We start from the raw sequence: 16,745 nt of genomic DNA, 5'->3' as shown, positions 1-16,745 counted from the left end.
TACGATTTCGAGACATCCGCGTGTATCTTGAGGTGATCTCATTACCCTAGTACAGGGCTCACAACTGGTTGAGGGTGGCTATTGCGTGCGCAACATTCCTTTATGCAGCGTTTAAGTGGTCACTCCTGTGGGGTAATGAGTGTACTTGCCACGAGTCGTCGAAGGCCGCGCTGTAACCGTGAGGAGACCGCCTGCCGGGTGATTCCCAGTTCGTCTGCAAGATCATCTTGAGAGGCGGTGCGCGGCGCGTCGAAGTAGCCTTTGGAATACGCCAGGACTAACGCTTTACGTTGGCCCTCCGTTAGGTCGTACTCCCGATCCGATTTGAGTGACGAAATCGCGTGAAGCTGGGTGAGTTCGATCGGAATGTCGTGGTCTTGGCAGTACGTTTGGAACTCGGAGAGTTCCTGTTGTTCGTTCGCGCGCACTTCGAATGTCCACTGTTCCTGATTTCCCATCCCGGAGAGGAGCGTGACATCGGTGTTGACGATTGCTGTGAGAACGCTCTCGTGGTCGAGGTTCCAATCGACACGAACGAACATTTGTCCCTCTACTTCGTCGATTACCGACACCTGATCAATCCCGATATCGTCGCTCAAGTCGGTGGTGAGGTTGGCGGTGTCATCGGCGTAAATCCAGAAGTAGGGGATGACGGCCTTACTCGTGGGGACGATTCGGTCGAGGTCGATGGTGGCGTCAGTCAATTGGGCAAAAACGGCGCTTAGCGGGAAATCGGCCTCATCGATAGTGAAGGAGGCTTCGATGGCCATAGACACCGACTAGTCGTCCAGCCCTTTGAGTCAGTCGCTGCCGAACCTCGTCTCCCCAACTGGAGAGTGGACCTTGCCGGTGACAGGGAATCGTTCTGAACGATATGGTAACCGAGAACGAAACCGTACACGTCTTCCGCAAGATAATTGTCACAGACTCAGAGAGGAAGCGAAAAATGCACGAACTCGTATTACGTGAGTTATCGAGCTGAACGACCGATGTGTGGACAGATGGTGTCACCACCGCCGAAGTCAATCACATATGGGGCGACCAACTCAACGAGCTCATCGATGCGCGCCGTCATTTCTAGGCATCTCACGCGAACGAAACTATTCGCTCTCGGAATCCTTCCACGTCTCCGGGTCACCTTCACGAAACTCTCCCTTTGCATGTCGTTCCCGGGGCCAGAACGCGATTCCGAATGCGGCCACGGTGAACGTCGCGACAGCGCCGACCACAACGGGACCGGGAACGGCAGCGATTCCAGCAGTCGCAAGCCAGTCTTGCCGAGGCGTGAATGCCGTAATCCGGAAGGTCCAGGCGGCGAGGAGCACCCCGAGCAAGGCGAGGTAGATGCGTCGAAGTCGGTTTGCCAGTGCCTCGCCGAAGGTGACTTTCAGCGTCGGCGTCCGGTAGTCCTTGCTGAGTTCCGCTCGCCAGTTGGGATGTTCGACGCCCTGTGATGGATCGAGGGCGTTTGCGAACAGGTTCTGCTGGAGCAATCGAACGCGCGATCGATAGACGTCGTAATTCCGGTACCGTCGGGCTTCGATGCCCAGGAAGATAGTGACAATCACGATCCCGATAAGCAGAATGTAATGCGGGTTGTCCGCATTCGAGAACGCCCACGTGAGAATTGCTGCGATGACCGTCACCGCCCACGTGGTCGCCTGATCGAGACGTTGCCGCCACGTGGTTGCCTCGTCCATCTCGCCCCGGTAGGCGTGGGCCATCACCGAGCCGAGACCCGTACTCTGGTCGACCATCTCGCGCCCGATTTCGCGCTGTTCACGTGCTGTCGAATCGAACTCATCGCTGTCCGAGTCGGTCATGCCGGTGTCTACGCCCCTCGTTCATATAACCCCGTATACGCTTACTGACTTACTCCGTATCGATAGTCTCGTTCGTAGATCGTTTGTCGACGGTCCTCGCTGCACAGTCGGCCTAACCAGTGGCGAACCTTGTCACCGTCTGCTGTGACCCAACCCGGACCTATTCTCTCCGGTGGCTTTGCCTCCTGCGATCGTTAGGCGTAGGTCACGTTCGACACGATGTTACGGTCGGAGCGTAGCTAGGTTTCTGCGGTGGCCGTAGTGATGGCAGCGGCCACGTACCTTATCCCTCCCCGTCCTTAATGATTGTAAATGGTTGAACCAGCCCCGGATAGCGCTGACGCGACCGTATACGCGTGCCGAGAATGTGGACAGGGTGTCGAGAATCCCGAAAATACGAGTGCGTGTCCCAAGTGTGGTGGGGCACTAAGAAACACCAGCGTTCCACACGATGACTGACAATCGTATCCTGCTCCCGTAGGCCGAATTTACAGACGATTCAAAATCCGTCGAGTACGTCCTCGTCCCATCTGATAACGGTATATCTGACTCCGCCAATGAGGGCCACCCTAAACATAATAGAACATACATATAATGCGAAATGAATGGTTCGGTCCGTCAGCGGTGTCTTTTTCCTGTACTCGCAGTTAGTCGGGTATGAACGGCGGATGTGAAACCGGGGCTCTTTGGGGATGCGGTACGTCACCATTCCTTGCGCGGCAGGAATTCCTCTCCACTGTGCTGGCAATACCGCATCGTCGCGCGTGAGTCTTGGCCGTGTCTGGTTGGCCTCTGTCAACATGCCTTTGGAGCGACGGATACATAGGGGAGGTAACGTGAACGAATCAGGATCGGAGAGTGCGAACACGGTTGACCCGATGAGAGCAACGGATGTCCTCAATTCGTTGATCGAAGGCGGGCTCCACGAAATCAACCGCGAGACGAACGGATTGTTACTTTCTGGATTCTCAGCCGGTCTCGATATTGGGTTCGGACCGTTATTGATGGCAGTGATGCTCACCCTCTCACCGGGTGGTTACGGCGATCTGGGGACAGAGTTGCTGCTCGCAAGTACCTACTCCGTCGGGTTCATGTTCGTCATCTTGGGGCGATTAGAGCTGTTCACTGAACATACGACCATAGCTGTGATGCCTGTTCTCGATAGACAGGCGTCACTCGGGGAACTAGCCCGTCTTTGGGGCCTGGTCTACGCCAGTAACATCGTCGGCGGTGCGACGTTCGCCGCGCTCGTGGTCACGCTGCTGCCCGATTTGGGCGTTGCTTCACCGGAAGCGTTCGAAACTATCGCCCTCTCACTAGTTGACCACGATCTCACGTGGCTGTTCGTCGCTGGCGTGCTTGCGGGCTGGTTGATGGGACTACTCGCGTGGCTGGTTACCGCTGCGCAGGAGACGACAAGCCGTCTGCTTATCATCTGGATCGTCACGGCTGCAATCGGTATCCTCCACCTCCCGCACTCGATCGCGGGTAACGTTGAGGTACTGTTCGGCGTCTTTCTCTCGCCCATGGTGTCAGTATTGGACTACGTAACGTTCATCACACTGGCGACGATGGGAAATGCAGTCGGTGGAGTCGTGTTCGTTTCGCTGTTGAAGTACGGCCACGTCGTCCGTGGTGGGGATTAGTGGAGACGTTGCCAAAGAAACACCGTCTGGTGGACTCAGAACCCGCTGGCCTTGTAAAGAGGTAGCGTTCAGATAATTCCTTGTGAAACATCCGTTCAGTGCACGTGAATGAGCGGTTAGTCCTGCGTCTGGCGGACGAACTCATCGAGTTTTGCTTCGACGAGGGTTGCGACACGCTCGCTGTATTGCCAGAGTGCCGCGTTGAGTCGCTCCTCGGTCTCGTCGTCTAAATCGTCGGCCCCTCGAAGCACGGAGTCGGTGGTAATCTGTGGGTGATACACGCAGACGACTCCGAGTGAAGTGTCTGCACTCGTAGCCCCGGCAGTGTGGATGCCGTACTGGTCCGTCCCCCAGACCCCATCGCCGCCCTGTCGCTCTAGTTCGGAGTCAAGTGCATCGAGGAGTCGCACCTCCTCGGGGGAGAGGATCGAATCGGCACCCTCAAACAGTTCAGTGTACGCCTCTGTCCGGGCACTTCTCGTCCAGTCGTCCAACTGGGAACGCGCCCGTACGACGAGGTGGCGTTCGTCAGGAAGTTCGGCCATGCTTCGAGGAAGGCGGCCAGGTCAATCAACGTTCGGACAACACCGACGGATGGTGGAAACTCCCTGACCAGAAACCATCAGTATACTCACTCAGTCCCTTATATGCGGGGGCAGATGAGTGCCTATATCGGTTGTTTTCGGGGGTCTGAGTCCTCAAGAATGAGTTTGTATCCCGAAGATGTGTTACGGATTTCAGCTACCTGAACAATATGGATAATCAGACGGAAGATGCTCTACCGACTACCTCTTCCAGGTAGCCATCAGCGAAGGTGAATGCACCTATCGGTGGGGTGCAATCAATTGGGACGGCAACTTAGATTACCCACCGTTATGATCATAGTGGAAGCAAGTTCACCGATTCCAGGCAGTCCTGCACACACTCTTATTGACATTGCCAGACAATACCATATCTATGGATGACAGCGACACACCGACTCCAACGACTAAAGACGCCCATATCCGGTCAAATACTGTCCAGAAATGGAAGGCACCATCCCTGTCCCGGTTCCTCCACCGAAAGATGAAAACCTGGGGAAAGAATCGACCATGAATAAAGCTCTCGGGGTCCGTCAATTCGGTCTACTCATCCTCAGCGCCACCATGATCGCCATCGGATACATGGGACTTACCGACTCACTCACCACCCGCAGCACCCTCCTCACCGTATGCATCGGCACAATCGCCATCCTGTCGTTCTCACTCGGACACCAGTCTGCACAGCTCTAACGGTCTAATTCACACTCCACTGACACCGCTTTCTCAGACCTGAGACTATGGTTCAATTTTGAACCTCAGAGAACAACGTCTCTATTCACTGTTCTGGTCTTTAGTTTTATATCCGAAGGCTGAGTCGCTTGACCTGTAGAAGCCCAGAACTACCATTCGAAGGATGGACAGGTATGCCAGCACCTGCCCTGGGTTTCTCAGCAATACCTGATCAACCCATGAAAGAAAACGCACGCACCTGTATTGAACGCTGTGGCATCATACTTGGAGGTGAGAAGGGGTGACTGTGTCCGTCTCACCGAATGTGGACGAGGAAAGTGTTCACAACGGCAATCTCGCCGAGGAGTTTCACCTACTTAGCTCTAAACGGCGGCAGCAGGTCATCAGGTGTATGTCCCAAGTGGACTTCAATGAAACCGTCACTGCTCGGGAGCTGGCTAAACAGATTGTCGCAGAGGAAGAGGGTGTACCTGTGGCGGAAGTCCCAAACGAGGAGTACAGGTCGGTCTATTCAAATCTCACCCAATACTGCCGTATTCCAATGCTGCTTCGCGGAGCTTCCGGCGTTCTGGAAGGGTAAAGAAGTCACGCGGCTGGCTCGCTCCGTTGTCAGTCGAAAAGGTGATTGACGGGGACCACGGGTCCAACCCGTGTTCGTGTTCCCGCCACTTGAACAGCATCTTTACTGCCTTCTGGTGATTGGCCTTGTCGACGTTACTCGTGTCGCGATACGCCAAATACTTCATGTACTCGTTAGCTTGGTCGTGCGTTACATCCGCGACGTACCGCTCCTCTTGGTCCCACACCCAGCGATAGAACATATCCATGCGGCTTGCCCGTGCTCGGACTGTCTCGAACGCGTATCCCTCTACCTTGTCTGGGTTCTTTCCGAAGTGCAACAGCCACTGTAAACAGTCGGTCCGCTGGGACTCGTAGTCGACAAGTTGGCGCTGATTCAGTTGTTCCTTTGCCGGTTCGGTCATGAGCGTCAAATCGTCCAACTCACTCATTGCCGACCTCCAAACTGTATGCTGGTTCTCCGTTTTGATTCACCCACCAACTTTTACGCCGTTCTTCTTCGTCAAGTTTGTCTTGCGGGTTCGACGTGGGAGTTCTGAAGGTGGCGTCCGTGTCCCACAGATCGAAGTCGTGTTCATGGTTCCGCCATTTGAACAGGCGTTTGAGGACCATGACGTGCTTCTTTTTGTCCGCGTTACCGCGATCATCGTCCCGTTTGAGGAAATCCACGAAAGCATCCGCGTGATCGTGAGTGATGTGAGTGGTGTATCCGTTGGTCAGGTTTTGCCACACCCAACGGTAGAAGTGGTCGAGGCGGTAGAGGGTCTGTTTGACCGTGCGAGAGCTGTACCCCTCGTAGTTATCCGGGTATTTTCCGCGACTGCGGAGCCATTCGGCCATGTCTTCACGGTGGGTATGGTAGAGGCTCTGTTCGCGGGAGTTCAAGAGTTTTGCAGCCGGTTCTGTGATGATGACTGGTTTGTCGTGGTCCTTCATGTATTCTCGACGGTCGGCGCGTTCTTGTGTTGCCGACCGGCAAGTTTGGTTGTTGAACGGGCTGACTTAAACCTCAGCACCCTACTGATATTTTCGGGTATTTTATGTTTCTCAATGGGCCGTGTAAAGGCAAATCCGGCAGTAGAGGCTCTAGCACCCGCAGCGATTTCGCAGCTCCCACACTGAAGAAGGTTGAGAAACGGGAGAGTCGGTGAAATCGGCATTCCGTCGCGCTTCAAACAAAAGGTGAGCGAACTGTTCTTGGAAGGAACTTCAGAAGAGCTATTCTCCGACGCTTTCTCCTTCGGGACGTGACTGCCGACATCACTCTTCGTCCCTTCACTGAAGACTACTTCGACAAGCTAATCGATTGGGTGGACTCTCCGTCGTTTCTCCTCCAGTGGGCGGGCCCGATATTTTCGTATCCGCTCGACGAGTCGCAACTCCGAGAACATCTCGAAGCTACGAACGACCCTGAACCAAGTCGACTGGCGTTCAAAGCCGTCGATTCGACGGAACAGATGGTCGGGTACGTCGAACTGAACACGATTGACCGACGAAATCTCTCAGCGAGCGTCTCTCGGGTCATCGTGAGCCCGGTTGAACGCGGGCGCGGTCACGGAACGTCGATGCTCCACCGTCTGCTCGAAATCGGCTTCGAGGAACTTGGTCTCCACCGTATCGAACTACGTGTCTTCGACTTCAACGAGTCTGCAATTACGTGTTATGAGAAGGTCGGTTTCACCCGTGAGGGTACACTCCGGGAGGCACGACGGTACGAAGACGAGTACTGGACGCTGGTTCAGATGAGCGTCTTGGAAGACGAGTGGCGGACGGGCGCGTAGAGGTTTCATCTTTAAATCGCCCCGCCGACCAGTCTCTCACCGGTGGGCGACAAACAAACCGGCAAAGTAGACGAAATCTGTTAGTCAGTTTGAAACCTTAACAATCTAGCTGGAAATCCTCATATTATAGTCGACTACTACTGACACCACTCTATCCACTGTCCGTGTGAGTCGTACAGCGCGACCGTATCGGTTGATTTGACTCCATCTTTGTACTCCACGAGTCGCACCTCTGGTTCGTCTCCATGCCACTCACAGTTCGCCCAGAACAGGTCACGAGACTGTCCGATTCCGTCAACTAACTCCGCGAACTCCTCTTGCTGTTCGACTGTAAATTGATAGAGAACGTGCGTGTTGAAGATGAACAGCTGTTCCTTCTCGGGAACTTCGCTACAAACGTTCTCTAGGTCAGTCAGCGCATTTCCTTCGATGAGTTCTGGCGGTGACTCACGCGCCACAGAAACGGCACCTTCGATGAGACTCCGTCGCTCTTCGTGTTCGGGCCAGATGAGAGCGCGAAGCCAGCGAACATCGTCTTCATTCCGAACGTCAAGTATGGTGAGGTCGATTCCGAGTCGCTTTCCTACTGGCGGTAGTTCTTCCGGTAGTGGTGGTTCCTCATCACCACGAATTTCAGACGAGAGTTGTACAGGGGACTTCGAGTCGCCGTACTGCCCGTATTGTCCGTACTGATAGCCATACTTGTCCAACAGGAGATTCAGACCTGCACTCGGGCCGATTTCGACGACCCCGAGAGGAATCCGATTGCATCGGCGGGAGAGGTACTCAAATATGGGGAGTAAAATGGAACTCCGTCTAATCACGTTCGTTTGGACACGCCGCGACTGTAGGAGGGAAATGATGTCATCTCGATTGGAGAGACAGAATCTCCGAAACGCTCCATACGCTCCTTCTCTCGCGGATTTCGGGGATGCAGTAATGCTTGAGAAGTAGTCTGCAAGAACCTCATCAGGGCGTTCAAAGAGGAGGTACTGTACTGCGGCGAAGAGTAGATTCGGTGCAGGCTGGTCATCGGGAACTTCCTCAGCAAGGGTGAGGAGTTCTTCGTCGTCAGCAATACCGTGTGAGAGCGATTCGTAGAGAGGAGAGGAACCGCGAGCTTCGACATCGGCGAACTTGTCGAACGTATTTTTGTAACCAGCCATCAACTAGAGATAGTCCTCTCGGGGGCACGATTATGGTTCCGATGTTCATTTGCTATTGAATCGAAAAAGGTGGCAGGAATCTCCAGAAGCGGCAAAGTGGACGAAATCTGTTACGTCAGTTTGAGACCTGAACAAGATTTCCTAGTCCGGGGGACGGTCAAATATAGAGATCAGTGAAAGTCTTCGTACTCACCAATATCACGGATGGCCGAACTGGTCAAATCGTCGTGCCAGATACAGAGGGTGAGTACAGCAGGGGGAATCTCACCGACAAATAGGACATAAAAAGTGCCTCTACTGGCTAGATGGACTCTGTAAGACCGCCATCGACACGGATGTTCTGTCCAGTGATGTAACTTGACTTGGGGGAGAGCAGGTACGCAACTGCGTCCGCGATCTCCTCGGTTTGTGCCGGTCGTCCCATTGGGATTTGCGATCGTGTCTCCTCGTCTACCTCGTAACTATCGACGAATCCCGGCTGCACTGTATTCATCCGGATGCCGCTGGCGGCGTACTGGTCGGCGTAGAGTTTGGTGAAACTCCCAAGTCCGGCCCGAAGCACTGACGACACCGGGAACTCAGCCGACGGCTCAAACGCCGAGAACGTGGAGATGTTCACGAACGCCCCGCCACCCTGTTCGTCCATGAGAGGCGTGATGAGTCGCGCCATCCGAACCGTATTCAAAAGCACGAGGTCTATTCCCTCGTGCCACTCCTCGTCCGAAATTTCGAGCAGGCCGCCGGACGCCGGGTGGCCCGTGTTGTTCACCACCGCGTCGATACGCCCGTAGCGATCGTATGTCGTCTCGACGAGCGCCGCCAAGTCATCGGGATTCGTCACTGACCCTTCGAACCCGTCTCCGCCGAGTTCCTTCGCAACCTCAACAGCGCTCCCTGACCGTGATAACAGAACCGGCGTGTATCCATCTTCGTGTAATCGCCGCGCACAGGCTTCCCCGATACCGCTTCCCGCAGCGGTAACGACTGCGACTTTCTGTTCAGTCATAAACTGTGAGCCTTCTAACGTGGCCGCGTTCATGAAGACACTGCAACGTACATGAACTGGGTGTTCTCGTTTGGTCGCGTTTCATCATTTGTTCGTGTCGATTCTGGCGGTACAGGCTAGGATAGTGTCCATGCCCGATACACGCCCTGTATTCAGGACGACCCACCGATCAGTCACAGGGAAGTATGTCGATCGAATGTATAGGAACTTCTGCTAATCCCTATAGTGATTGAATCCGATTTCGTGGCTTGGAGAACCCAATGAATAGGAACGAGTCCCGTTGCTCAGGAGGGCAAAGATAGTGGATTTTGAGGTGAGAAAATCGCCGGTAGAAGGCTTGAGAATGTGAAAATGCTCCGTCAGGGATTCGAACCCTGGTCCTTGCCGTGAGAGGGCAAGATGATTGGCCGGACTACACCAACGGAGCGCCTGCACTCATTCGTAGTGCCAGGCACCGTTTAAGGATTGCGTTTCAAAGCCTCCGTGCCGACCGGTATCACGTTCACGAACTATCACATGAACGGTTCACACGACGGAAAGACGGCCTTTCCACCGTTCTAGAACGCGATAGAGCGAGTTACGTAAAAGAAAACCGATAGTTTACGGAACCGTCACTCGCCTTCAAGCGGCGACCCGGCGGCGTCGGGTTCGTGACCTTCGAGGCTGATGATGTTCTCGCGGCCGACCCGGAGCTTGCTGATGTCGCCTTCCTCCTCCATCTCCGAGAGGAGCATACTCACCTTCGACTTCGACCAGCCGGTTTCGTCGACGATGTTGACCTGCTTCATCCGGCCGCCATTCTCGTCTAGTAGCTTCTTCACCCGGGCCTCGTCGGTCAGCAGTTCCTCGTCGCTGACCGACGGTTCCGGTGCGGGGTCGTCTCGCTGTTGGACCGCGGCTGCGCCGGCGCCGCCCGCCCCGCCGCTTCCGGGGTTGTCGCTCGTCCCGCCGAGCGAGCCGAAGTCGCCCTGCCGCCACGCGAACGCCGCCGCCAGTCCCAGAAGGACGACGACGGCGGCGACGAACAGGAACAGCGGCGACCCGCCGTTGGCCGGCGGTTGGGACGCGTTGCCCGGCGTCGTCTCGTTCGCGTCCCCCGTCTCGGTCGTCACGGTGGGGGTCGTCTTGACGGGTTCGAACTTCACGCGCGGCCGGCGGTCGGTGAAGTCGCGCTCGCCCTGCCACGTGACCGACTCGCTCGAAGCCAGGTCGTCGCCGGCCATCGACGAGACGTTCGGGGAAACCGACTGGAACCGCAGTTGCGGGCCGGAGTGGACGACCATCGACTGGTTCGGGCCGATGTAGAGGCCGCCCTCGAACACGTCGCCGATGACGAGGGTGTCGCCGTCGGCGCTGGCGAACCCGGTCCACTGGAACGACATCTGCACGATGCCGCGGTTGTTGTTGACCAGTCCGCCGACCTCGGCGTTCTTCGAGAAGCTCTCGGCCTTCATCGCGCGTCCGGTGACGTTCTGGCCGGCGCTCGTCAGTCGCTGAGCCTGCGCTTTGAACTGCGTGTAGAGCTTCGTCGAGTTGTTGTTGAACTCGTTGGCGAACCGATGGAACTGCTGGCGTTCGGACTCGTTGTTCAGCGTCCGCTGGTACATAAACGTCCACTCGGCGGTCCCGTTCTCGTAGACCGTGACGTGGAACTCGACGCTGTCGAAGTCCTCGGCGGCACCCAGTGTCTTCGGCGCCGCGGTCGCGTCGCGCGCCGTCGGTGTCCCGGAAACAGACGTTACGGGCACCGTACCGACGAGCAAGGCGACCACCAGACCGACTGCCAGCAGCCGTCTCATGTACGTTATTCCTCCATTGTCCGGTATAAAAGTCCTTTTGACGTGGCTTTGTCACCGGGTCACGGTCCCAGTAGGCACGACCCGTGCTGGCGAATGACACGCTCGAACGGTTCCGAGCGGGTTCGCGTCCGGAACGAGGCGGCCGGCCCTGAACCCGACAGACGCTCTCCCCGAATTCGACTTACGTGAACCGTCTCCGCCGGTCACCGTCCCGCGTCGCTGTACGTGCATCGGTATCTCTTCACGGTCCAGGTCCTAAGTTTCGGGGTTCCGTCGGTGGGACCGGTCGCGTGTCGGTACGACGCTCGTCGGAGAGATACGACTGCGGCCACCTCGGAGTCCCTCTCTCGCCGGAACCTCGACGACGGGGAGCAACACGTCTCGAAAACTCCCGGTCGCTACGCTCGCGCGACTGCCCACGTATCGACAGGCGCTCCCGTCGGTCGGTTCGCCGGGCGTTATCGTCGGCGGGTCGGTCGAGCGTTTCCGGTGGTACGGTCCGCCAGGCGCTTCCGATGATACGGTTCGCCGAGCGTTTCCACCAATCGGCGTCACTGAGCGCCCGCAGAGCGATGGCCGTCGGCCATCGCTCCGCACTCGGTTTCGCCCGCGACCCGGCGAAAGAACCATCCCGATTCCCGTCGCGGACGAGGACATGGAAGACACTCCGCTCGACGGGAAGGTCGCGCTCGTCACGGGCGCGAGTTCGGGTATCGGCGAGGCCACCGCACACGCGCTGGCGCGCGACGGCGCGGCCGTCGCGCTCGCGGCCCGGCGCGAGAAGGTGTTGAACGACGTGGCGACGAAGGTCGAGAGCGAGTGGGACGCCGAGACGCTGGTCGTCCCGACGAACGTGCGCGACGAAGACTCGGTCGAGGAGGCCGTCGACGCGGTCGTCTCGGAATTCGGCGGCCTGGACGCGCTGGTCAACAACGCGGGACTCGCCCGCGGCGAGTCGGTCGAAGGACTGTCGACCGAGCAGTACCGGACGATGATGGAGACGAACGTCGACGGCGTCTTCTACGCGACCCGGGCCGCCCTCCCGCACCTCCGAGAAGCCGAGGGCAACCTCGTCTTCGTCGGAAGCTTCGCCGGGAAGTTCCCCCGACCGTTCAACCCGGTCTACGCCGCCACCAAGTGGTGGCTCCGGGGGTTCGCCCACAGCGTCGAGGGCAACGTCGGGTCCGACGGCGTGGCGGTCACCGTCGTCAACCCCAGCGAGGTCCGGAGCGAGTTCGGGTCGGCCGACGGCGAGTCCTTCGCCGAGCGGTTCGAGGAGGGCGAAGTCACCGAACCCGAGGAGGTCGCCGATGCGGTCGCGTTCGCGGCCCGCCAGACGAACTCGACCGTGAGCGAACTCGACATCTACCGGCGCGACAAGTTCAGCGGCTTCTGAGTCACCCGTCGGCGAACCACTCGTCGCTCCACACCAACTCGCCGTCGACGACCATCGGCGTCGGGTCGTCGGCGACCGCCTCGCGGAGCGACGCCGCGGTCGTGGTGGTCCGACCGCACCGCCCGACGCTGAGGTGCTGGGCGGTGGCCTCCGGCACGTTCGGGCGGCTGGTCCCGCCGAGTCCCATTTGGCTCGTCGGGTAGGCGCACAACTCGATGGTCACCTCGCCCTCCAACGACGTGCCGTCCCACGACTCGCCACCGCAGTCCGAAGCGTCGAGCAGGTGAACGACGGTGACGACGCCGGACCGGGACTGGGCGACCATGACGCCGGGGTCGCCGACGACCACGTAGTCGCGGCCGAGCGACGTGTACTCGCGGACGACCGCCATCGCGCTCCCCACGTCGAAGCCGAAGCGGAGGAGGCGCGCGAACGTCTCACCGACCTCGACCGCGCCGGCGTTCCAGAGGTCGGCGAGGCTCACGACGGCGGCGTTCGTGCCGGCCTCGACGAGCGCGACCCCCTGGTCGTGCGAGCGACAGCCGTTCAACAGGACGGTCGTCGCGCCGACGTCGTCCAGCGTCTCGGCGTCGAGCACGCCGTCGTCGCACTTCAGCCCCCGACCGTCGATGTGCCCGACGAAGTGGAGGAGGTCGGTTTCCCGACCGAGGACGTCGCGCAGGCGGTCGCGCGAGACGTCGAACTCGCAGTCCACGTTCACCCGGACGTCGTCGCGGCTCTGGTATATCTCCGTGACGGCCGCCCACTCTTCGCGCATCTCGGTGTCGTTGCAGACCACCGCGATGTCGACGACGCCGTCGGTCGAGGGCGTCGCGTCGCGCTCGAACGCGGCCGGAAGCAGTTTCGCGCCGTTCAGCGGCGTCTCGTCGCCGATCCACGCGCCGACCAGCGCGTCCTCGTCGGGGAGCGGGACGAACGCGGCGTCGTCGCGGGTCCCCCGCTCCGACGATTCGGCGCCCGACTTCAACCGAATCGACGCCCCGTTCGAGTCGGCGTCTCCGTCGTCGACCGATTCGGGGTCGCGCTTGAATTCGCCGAGGAGGTTCTCGGTGCGAACCTGGCTCTCCGTGGCCGACCACGTCGTCTCGCTCGTGTCTTTCACCAGGACGTGCGAGAGGGCGTCGACGGCGTAGGGGAGGAGTTCGACCGCCTGCGGGTCGGGCCGGACGTAGGTGACCCGGTGCCACGTCGGCCTGACGGCGTCGACCGCCTCGTCGGGCACCGACAGGTACGCGGCGAGTCGCTCGGCGAGCGACGCGTCGTACAGCGCCGCGAAGTCGAGGTCGACGTACCGTTCGAGCACCTCGCGCTCGTGGAAGTTGTCAGGGTACAGTCCTTCGGTTCGCGTCACGCAGTCGAGGACGAACGCGCGTTCGAGGAGTCGTCTCGCGGCGTCGGCCACCTCGGTCGGGTCGTCGCCGAGACGGAACTCGACGCCGGCGTCGGCGGTCACGGCCGCCGTTTCGCCCGGACGGACCGCCGCGCCGAGGTAGTACGACAGCGGCGTCACCGCGTAAATCGAGCCGTAGTCCGGCGGCACGCGAATCGTGACGCCGGTTTCGGGCGGTTCGAGGCCGTCCGGAACGCGGAGGGAGTCCCCCCGCTCGACCCTGGGCGGATGGCCCCGCAACGTCGCCCACGACCGCTCCGGCGAGGTGGTCTTCAGTGCCGAGGAGAACGTCGAAACCGCCCGCATGACCGCCTCCGGGTCGTCGGGGACCGTGACGGTTCCGGCGGGCGAACTGTGGTACGACCGGGCGCCGACCCGCACGTCGGTCGGCGCCCCGAAGTCTAACCGAACCGAGCTCGTCCTCGACTCCACCGTCAGCCGACCGTCGACCCGCAGGTACACTTTGACGGGCAGGTGGAGTTCGACGACGTGCTCGGCCGCCGGGAACGTCCGAGTTCCGCACGAGATGAGGGTGTCCCGGTGTGCGAAGTCGGGCCTGCGAACGTCGACCCGGATGCCGCCGGAGATCGCGAACCCGTCGGTGCTGATTCGACAGGCGGCGTCGACCGGCGCCGGGAACGCCTCGGCGGACGTCGGCGTCGGCGTCACGGGGTCGTCGGTGACCATCGCGACTCGTCGAGTCTCGATGGGGTCGACCACTTCGAGGCCGGAGTCGTCCGGCAGCGGACGGAACGCGGGGTTCATGGTGTCACGCCGCCGGTCGACAGAGTCGTCGCCGACGAGGGTCGGTCGCGGATTCCTCGCACGGTTCGTCCGTCGGGTTGTCTCTTCCGGAACATAACTCTGTCCAGGTTTCAGAGCGGCGTCCAGTCCATCGTGAGGTCTCGACCCGGGACGTGCCACCGCTCTTGGGCGTCGTGGCCGTACTCGGCGGGGTCGACCGCGCGGAGTTCGGCGACGGCGTCGACCTCCTCGGCCAGCGCTCGGACGGTTTCGCTGTCGTACGGTTCGGGGAGGACGTAGTGGGCCATCGCGTTCGCCTCGCAGACCGACGCGCCGACCGCTCGGAGGAGACGCCCGACCGCCGCCTCGCCGTGTCGGGCCACCAGCGGTTCGAGCGAGTCGACGGCCACCCGGAGTTCCGCCGAGCGGGGACTCACCGCGCGGGCGGTAAACTCGTCTATCGACTCGACGAGCGTCGCTTCGAGGCGTTCGAGGTCCGACTCCTCGATTCGCGTCTCGGGGACGCCCGCGACCTCCGGCGGGGTCGCGGGGTCGGTCGGTGACGTGACCGACCGGACCGAGGCGGCGTAGTTGACGACGTGGGTCGTCTCGCCGAGCGGTCGCGGCGTCGACTCGGGGTCGGGGAGTCGGTCGGCGACGCTCCGGGCGGCCACGTCGGTCACGGCCAGGAGGTGGTGGCGGACCGTCTCCGGCCCGCCGAGGAGGTGGGCGCTCGCGCGCGTGAACACGCACCGGGGCGCCTCGCCGACCACCAGGATGTTACAGCCGATGGCTTTCAGTTCGTTGAGGAGGTGGAGGAAGTCCGAGAAGTCGTCGTCGAACGACGTATCGCACTCGGAGTCCCAGATGTGAAATCGGTCTCTCGCCATCGATGCTCTCGTCTTCGACGAGGGTGAACGTGATTATAAATTTACGTGCCTCGGAAACGCGGGTGAAGCGAAAATCGGCTACTGTCAGGCCCGAAGGTTTCGACGGAGCCGAAGAGAAGAGACGGTTCGCCGTCAGTCGTCGGCCGGCCCGGCGTCGCCCGACCACGCCGCGGAGTCCTCGGCGTCGCCGATTGGGAGCGCCGACCGGACGAGGCCGGCGAGCGCGTCGCCCTCGACCAGCGCGAACCCGGCGAAGATGACGAGGAAGCCCGCGGCGGTCCGTGCGCCGACGAACTGCCCCAGCAGGGCCCAACTGACCAGGGTCGCCACCACGGGTTCGGCGTAGCCGACGAGGTTGATCTGGGTCGCGCCCACGCGGTCCAACAGCGCGAAGTAGACGAGGAACGCCACGACGCCCGAAACCAGCGTGAGGTAAGCCAGCGACGCCAGCGCGGTCGGCGTCGGGTCGATGGCCGCCAGCGACTCGCCGCGGAACGCGCCCCCGACCAGCAGCGCGGCGGCGCCGCCGACCATCCCCCACCCTTCCATCGCGGCCAGCGAGAAGTCGGTCCGGAGCGGCCGAATCAGGACCGCGCCGAGCGCGAAGCACGCGCCGCCGAGGAAGACGAGGCCGACGCCGACGGCGTCGGTCGCGAGCAGGTTGGACGGCGAGAAGCCCGCCACCACCGCGACGCCCGCGACGCCGAGGCCGAACCCGGCGACCTTCACGAGCGTGAGTCGTTCGTCGAGCAGCGCCGCCGCGAACGCCGCGGTCAACACCGGCGAGAGGCTGACGACGACTGCGGCGACGGTGCCCGAGACGTGCAGTTCGCCGACGTAGAGGAGGCCGTGGTACGCCGCGATGATGAGCGCGCCGACGACGGTCACCGAGAGCCAGTCTTCGCGGTGGGCCGGTCGCCACCGGTCGGTCGTGACCGCGGCGTAGCCGAGCACCACCGCGCCGGCGACCGCGTAGCGTATCCCCGCGAAGTACAGCGGTGGGAAGTGGTGGAGGCCGACTTCGATGGCGACGAACGACCCACCCCAGAACGTTGCTAATAGAACGAACAGTACCGAAGTCCGTGAGAGATAACTCCGGATTAGAGACGGAATCATGATTCTGTTTCAAACGAGTGGCCGACGGTGTGTTAAAGGTTTCTCTAACTACTCGGTGTTGAGTGGAAATGGTTGCAGGATTTTCCCAATTTCCCGTTTGTGTCTGTTTGTCACGAG

General features: G+C 60.2%; 16 protein-coding genes and 1 tRNA gene. 5 read left to right on the top strand and 12 right to left on the bottom strand.

Annotation, left to right across the window (positions count from 1 at the left end; translation table 11 throughout):
- Positions 1 to 119: 119 nt before the first annotated feature.
- Positions 120 to 770 (bottom strand): helix-turn-helix domain-containing protein, encoded by a 651-nt coding sequence (locus NGM07_RS01395; RefSeq protein WP_253515659.1) that lies wholly within the window; start codon positions 768 to 770, stop codon positions 120 to 122.
- Between the two features lie 330 nt (positions 771 to 1,100).
- Entirely contained in the window at positions 1,101 to 1,823 is a 723-nt protein-coding gene (locus tag NGM07_RS01390; protein WP_253515657.1) for a DUF2270 domain-containing protein, read from the bottom strand.
- Positions 1,824 to 2,135: 312 nt separating this feature from the next.
- On the opposite strand from NGM07_RS01390, the gene NGM07_RS01385 reads away from it, so the two are divergent.
- Both NGM07_RS01385 and NGM07_RS01380 read left to right on the top strand, forming a co-directional pair.
- Positions 2,136 to 2,282, top strand: a complete 147-nt coding sequence (locus tag NGM07_RS01385; protein WP_253515655.1) for a rubrerythrin-like domain-containing protein — start codon at positions 2,136 to 2,138, stop codon at positions 2,280 to 2,282.
- Between the two features lie 419 nt (positions 2,283 to 2,701).
- On the top strand, positions 2,702 to 3,469 hold the full coding sequence (locus NGM07_RS01380) for a formate/nitrite transporter family protein (RefSeq protein WP_368410260.1): 768 nt from the start codon (positions 2,702 to 2,704) through the stop codon (positions 3,467 to 3,469).
- Positions 3,470 to 3,585: 116 nt separating this feature from the next.
- Here NGM07_RS01380 and NGM07_RS01375 read toward each other — a convergent pair whose 3' ends face one another.
- The gene (locus NGM07_RS01375; RefSeq protein WP_253515651.1) at positions 3,586 to 4,014 is read right to left on the bottom strand and encodes a DUF7539 family protein; all 429 of its coding nucleotides are present in this window, start codon (positions 4,012 to 4,014) and stop codon (positions 3,586 to 3,588) included.
- A gap of 1,117 nt (positions 4,015 to 5,131) precedes the next feature.
- Here NGM07_RS01375 and NGM07_RS25510 point away from each other — a divergent pair.
- Complete coding sequence (locus NGM07_RS25510) at positions 5,132 to 5,320, top strand: hypothetical protein (protein ID WP_438267716.1); 189 nt, start codon at positions 5,132 to 5,134, stop codon at positions 5,318 to 5,320.
- On the opposite strand, the gene NGM07_RS01370 is transcribed toward NGM07_RS25510, so the two are convergent.
- Both NGM07_RS01370 and NGM07_RS01365 read right to left on the bottom strand, forming a co-directional pair.
- Entirely contained in the window at positions 5,259 to 5,750 is a 492-nt protein-coding gene (locus NGM07_RS01370; RefSeq protein ID WP_253515649.1) for a site-specific integrase, read from the bottom strand. The two genes, NGM07_RS25510 and NGM07_RS01370, sit on opposite strands and share 62 nt — an antisense overlap.
- Entirely contained in the window at positions 5,743 to 6,255 is a 513-nt protein-coding gene (locus NGM07_RS01365) for a site-specific integrase (RefSeq protein WP_253515648.1), read from the bottom strand. The genes NGM07_RS01370 and NGM07_RS01365 overlap by 8 nt, the downstream gene beginning before the upstream one ends.
- Before the next feature lie 311 nt (positions 6,256 to 6,566).
- Here NGM07_RS01365 and NGM07_RS01360 point away from each other — a divergent pair, with 311 nt between their 5' ends.
- On the top strand, positions 6,567 to 7,100 hold the full coding sequence (locus NGM07_RS01360) for a GNAT family N-acetyltransferase (RefSeq protein ID WP_253515647.1): 534 nt from the start codon (positions 6,567 to 6,569) through the stop codon (positions 7,098 to 7,100).
- Positions 7,101 to 7,237: 137 nt separating this feature from the next.
- Here NGM07_RS01360 and NGM07_RS01355 read toward each other — a convergent pair whose 3' ends face one another.
- The 4 genes from NGM07_RS01355 to NGM07_RS01340 form a co-directional block, all read right to left on the bottom strand.
- Complete coding sequence (locus NGM07_RS01355) at positions 7,238 to 8,266, bottom strand: DUF2332 domain-containing protein (protein WP_253515646.1); 1,029 nt, start codon at positions 8,264 to 8,266, stop codon at positions 7,238 to 7,240.
- A 301-nt stretch (positions 8,267 to 8,567) separates the two neighbouring features.
- Positions 8,568 to 9,272: an SDR family oxidoreductase gene (locus NGM07_RS01350; protein ID WP_253515644.1), complete on the bottom strand. Its 705-nt coding sequence runs from the start codon at positions 9,270 to 9,272 to the stop codon at positions 8,568 to 8,570.
- 352 nt (positions 9,273 to 9,624) lie between these two features.
- A tRNA-Glu gene (locus NGM07_RS01345) sits at positions 9,625 to 9,699 on the bottom strand.
- Positions 9,700 to 9,883: 184 nt separating this feature from the next.
- On the bottom strand, positions 9,884 to 11,071 hold the full coding sequence (locus NGM07_RS01340) for a helix-turn-helix transcriptional regulator (RefSeq protein WP_253515642.1): 1,188 nt from the start codon (positions 11,069 to 11,071) through the stop codon (positions 9,884 to 9,886).
- A 655-nt stretch (positions 11,072 to 11,726) separates the two neighbouring features.
- Here NGM07_RS01340 and NGM07_RS01335 point away from each other — a divergent pair.
- On the top strand, positions 11,727 to 12,467 hold the full coding sequence (locus NGM07_RS01335) for an SDR family oxidoreductase (RefSeq protein ID WP_253515640.1): 741 nt from the start codon (positions 11,727 to 11,729) through the stop codon (positions 12,465 to 12,467).
- 1 nt (position 12,468) lies between these two features.
- Here the strand turns inward: NGM07_RS01335 and NGM07_RS01330 are convergent, their stop codons facing one another.
- The 3 genes from NGM07_RS01330 to NGM07_RS01320 all read right to left on the bottom strand — a co-directional run bounded on the left by NGM07_RS01330 (position 12,469) and on the right by NGM07_RS01320 (position 16,628).
- Entirely contained in the window at positions 12,469 to 14,643 is a 2,175-nt protein-coding gene (locus NGM07_RS01330) for a CHAT domain-containing protein (protein ID WP_253515638.1), read from the bottom strand.
- 110 nt (positions 14,644 to 14,753) lie between these two features.
- Positions 14,754 to 15,512 carry a DUF7504 family protein gene (locus tag NGM07_RS01325; RefSeq protein ID WP_253515636.1) on the bottom strand — a complete coding sequence of 253 codons (759 nt, stop codon included), beginning with the start codon at positions 15,510 to 15,512 and terminating at the stop codon, positions 14,754 to 14,756.
- Between the two features lie 132 nt (positions 15,513 to 15,644).
- Complete coding sequence (locus NGM07_RS01320; RefSeq protein ID WP_253515634.1) at positions 15,645 to 16,628, bottom strand: DMT family transporter; 984 nt, start codon at positions 16,626 to 16,628, stop codon at positions 15,645 to 15,647.
- Positions 16,629 to 16,745: the final 117 nt, after the last annotated feature.

The organism is Halorussus vallis, assembly GCF_024138165.1.
In the GTDB taxonomy this organism is placed as follows: Archaea; Halobacteriota; Halobacteria; order Halobacteriales; family Haladaptataceae; genus Halorussus; species Halorussus vallis.
This window is presented reverse-complemented; position numbering and strand designations above follow the sequence as displayed.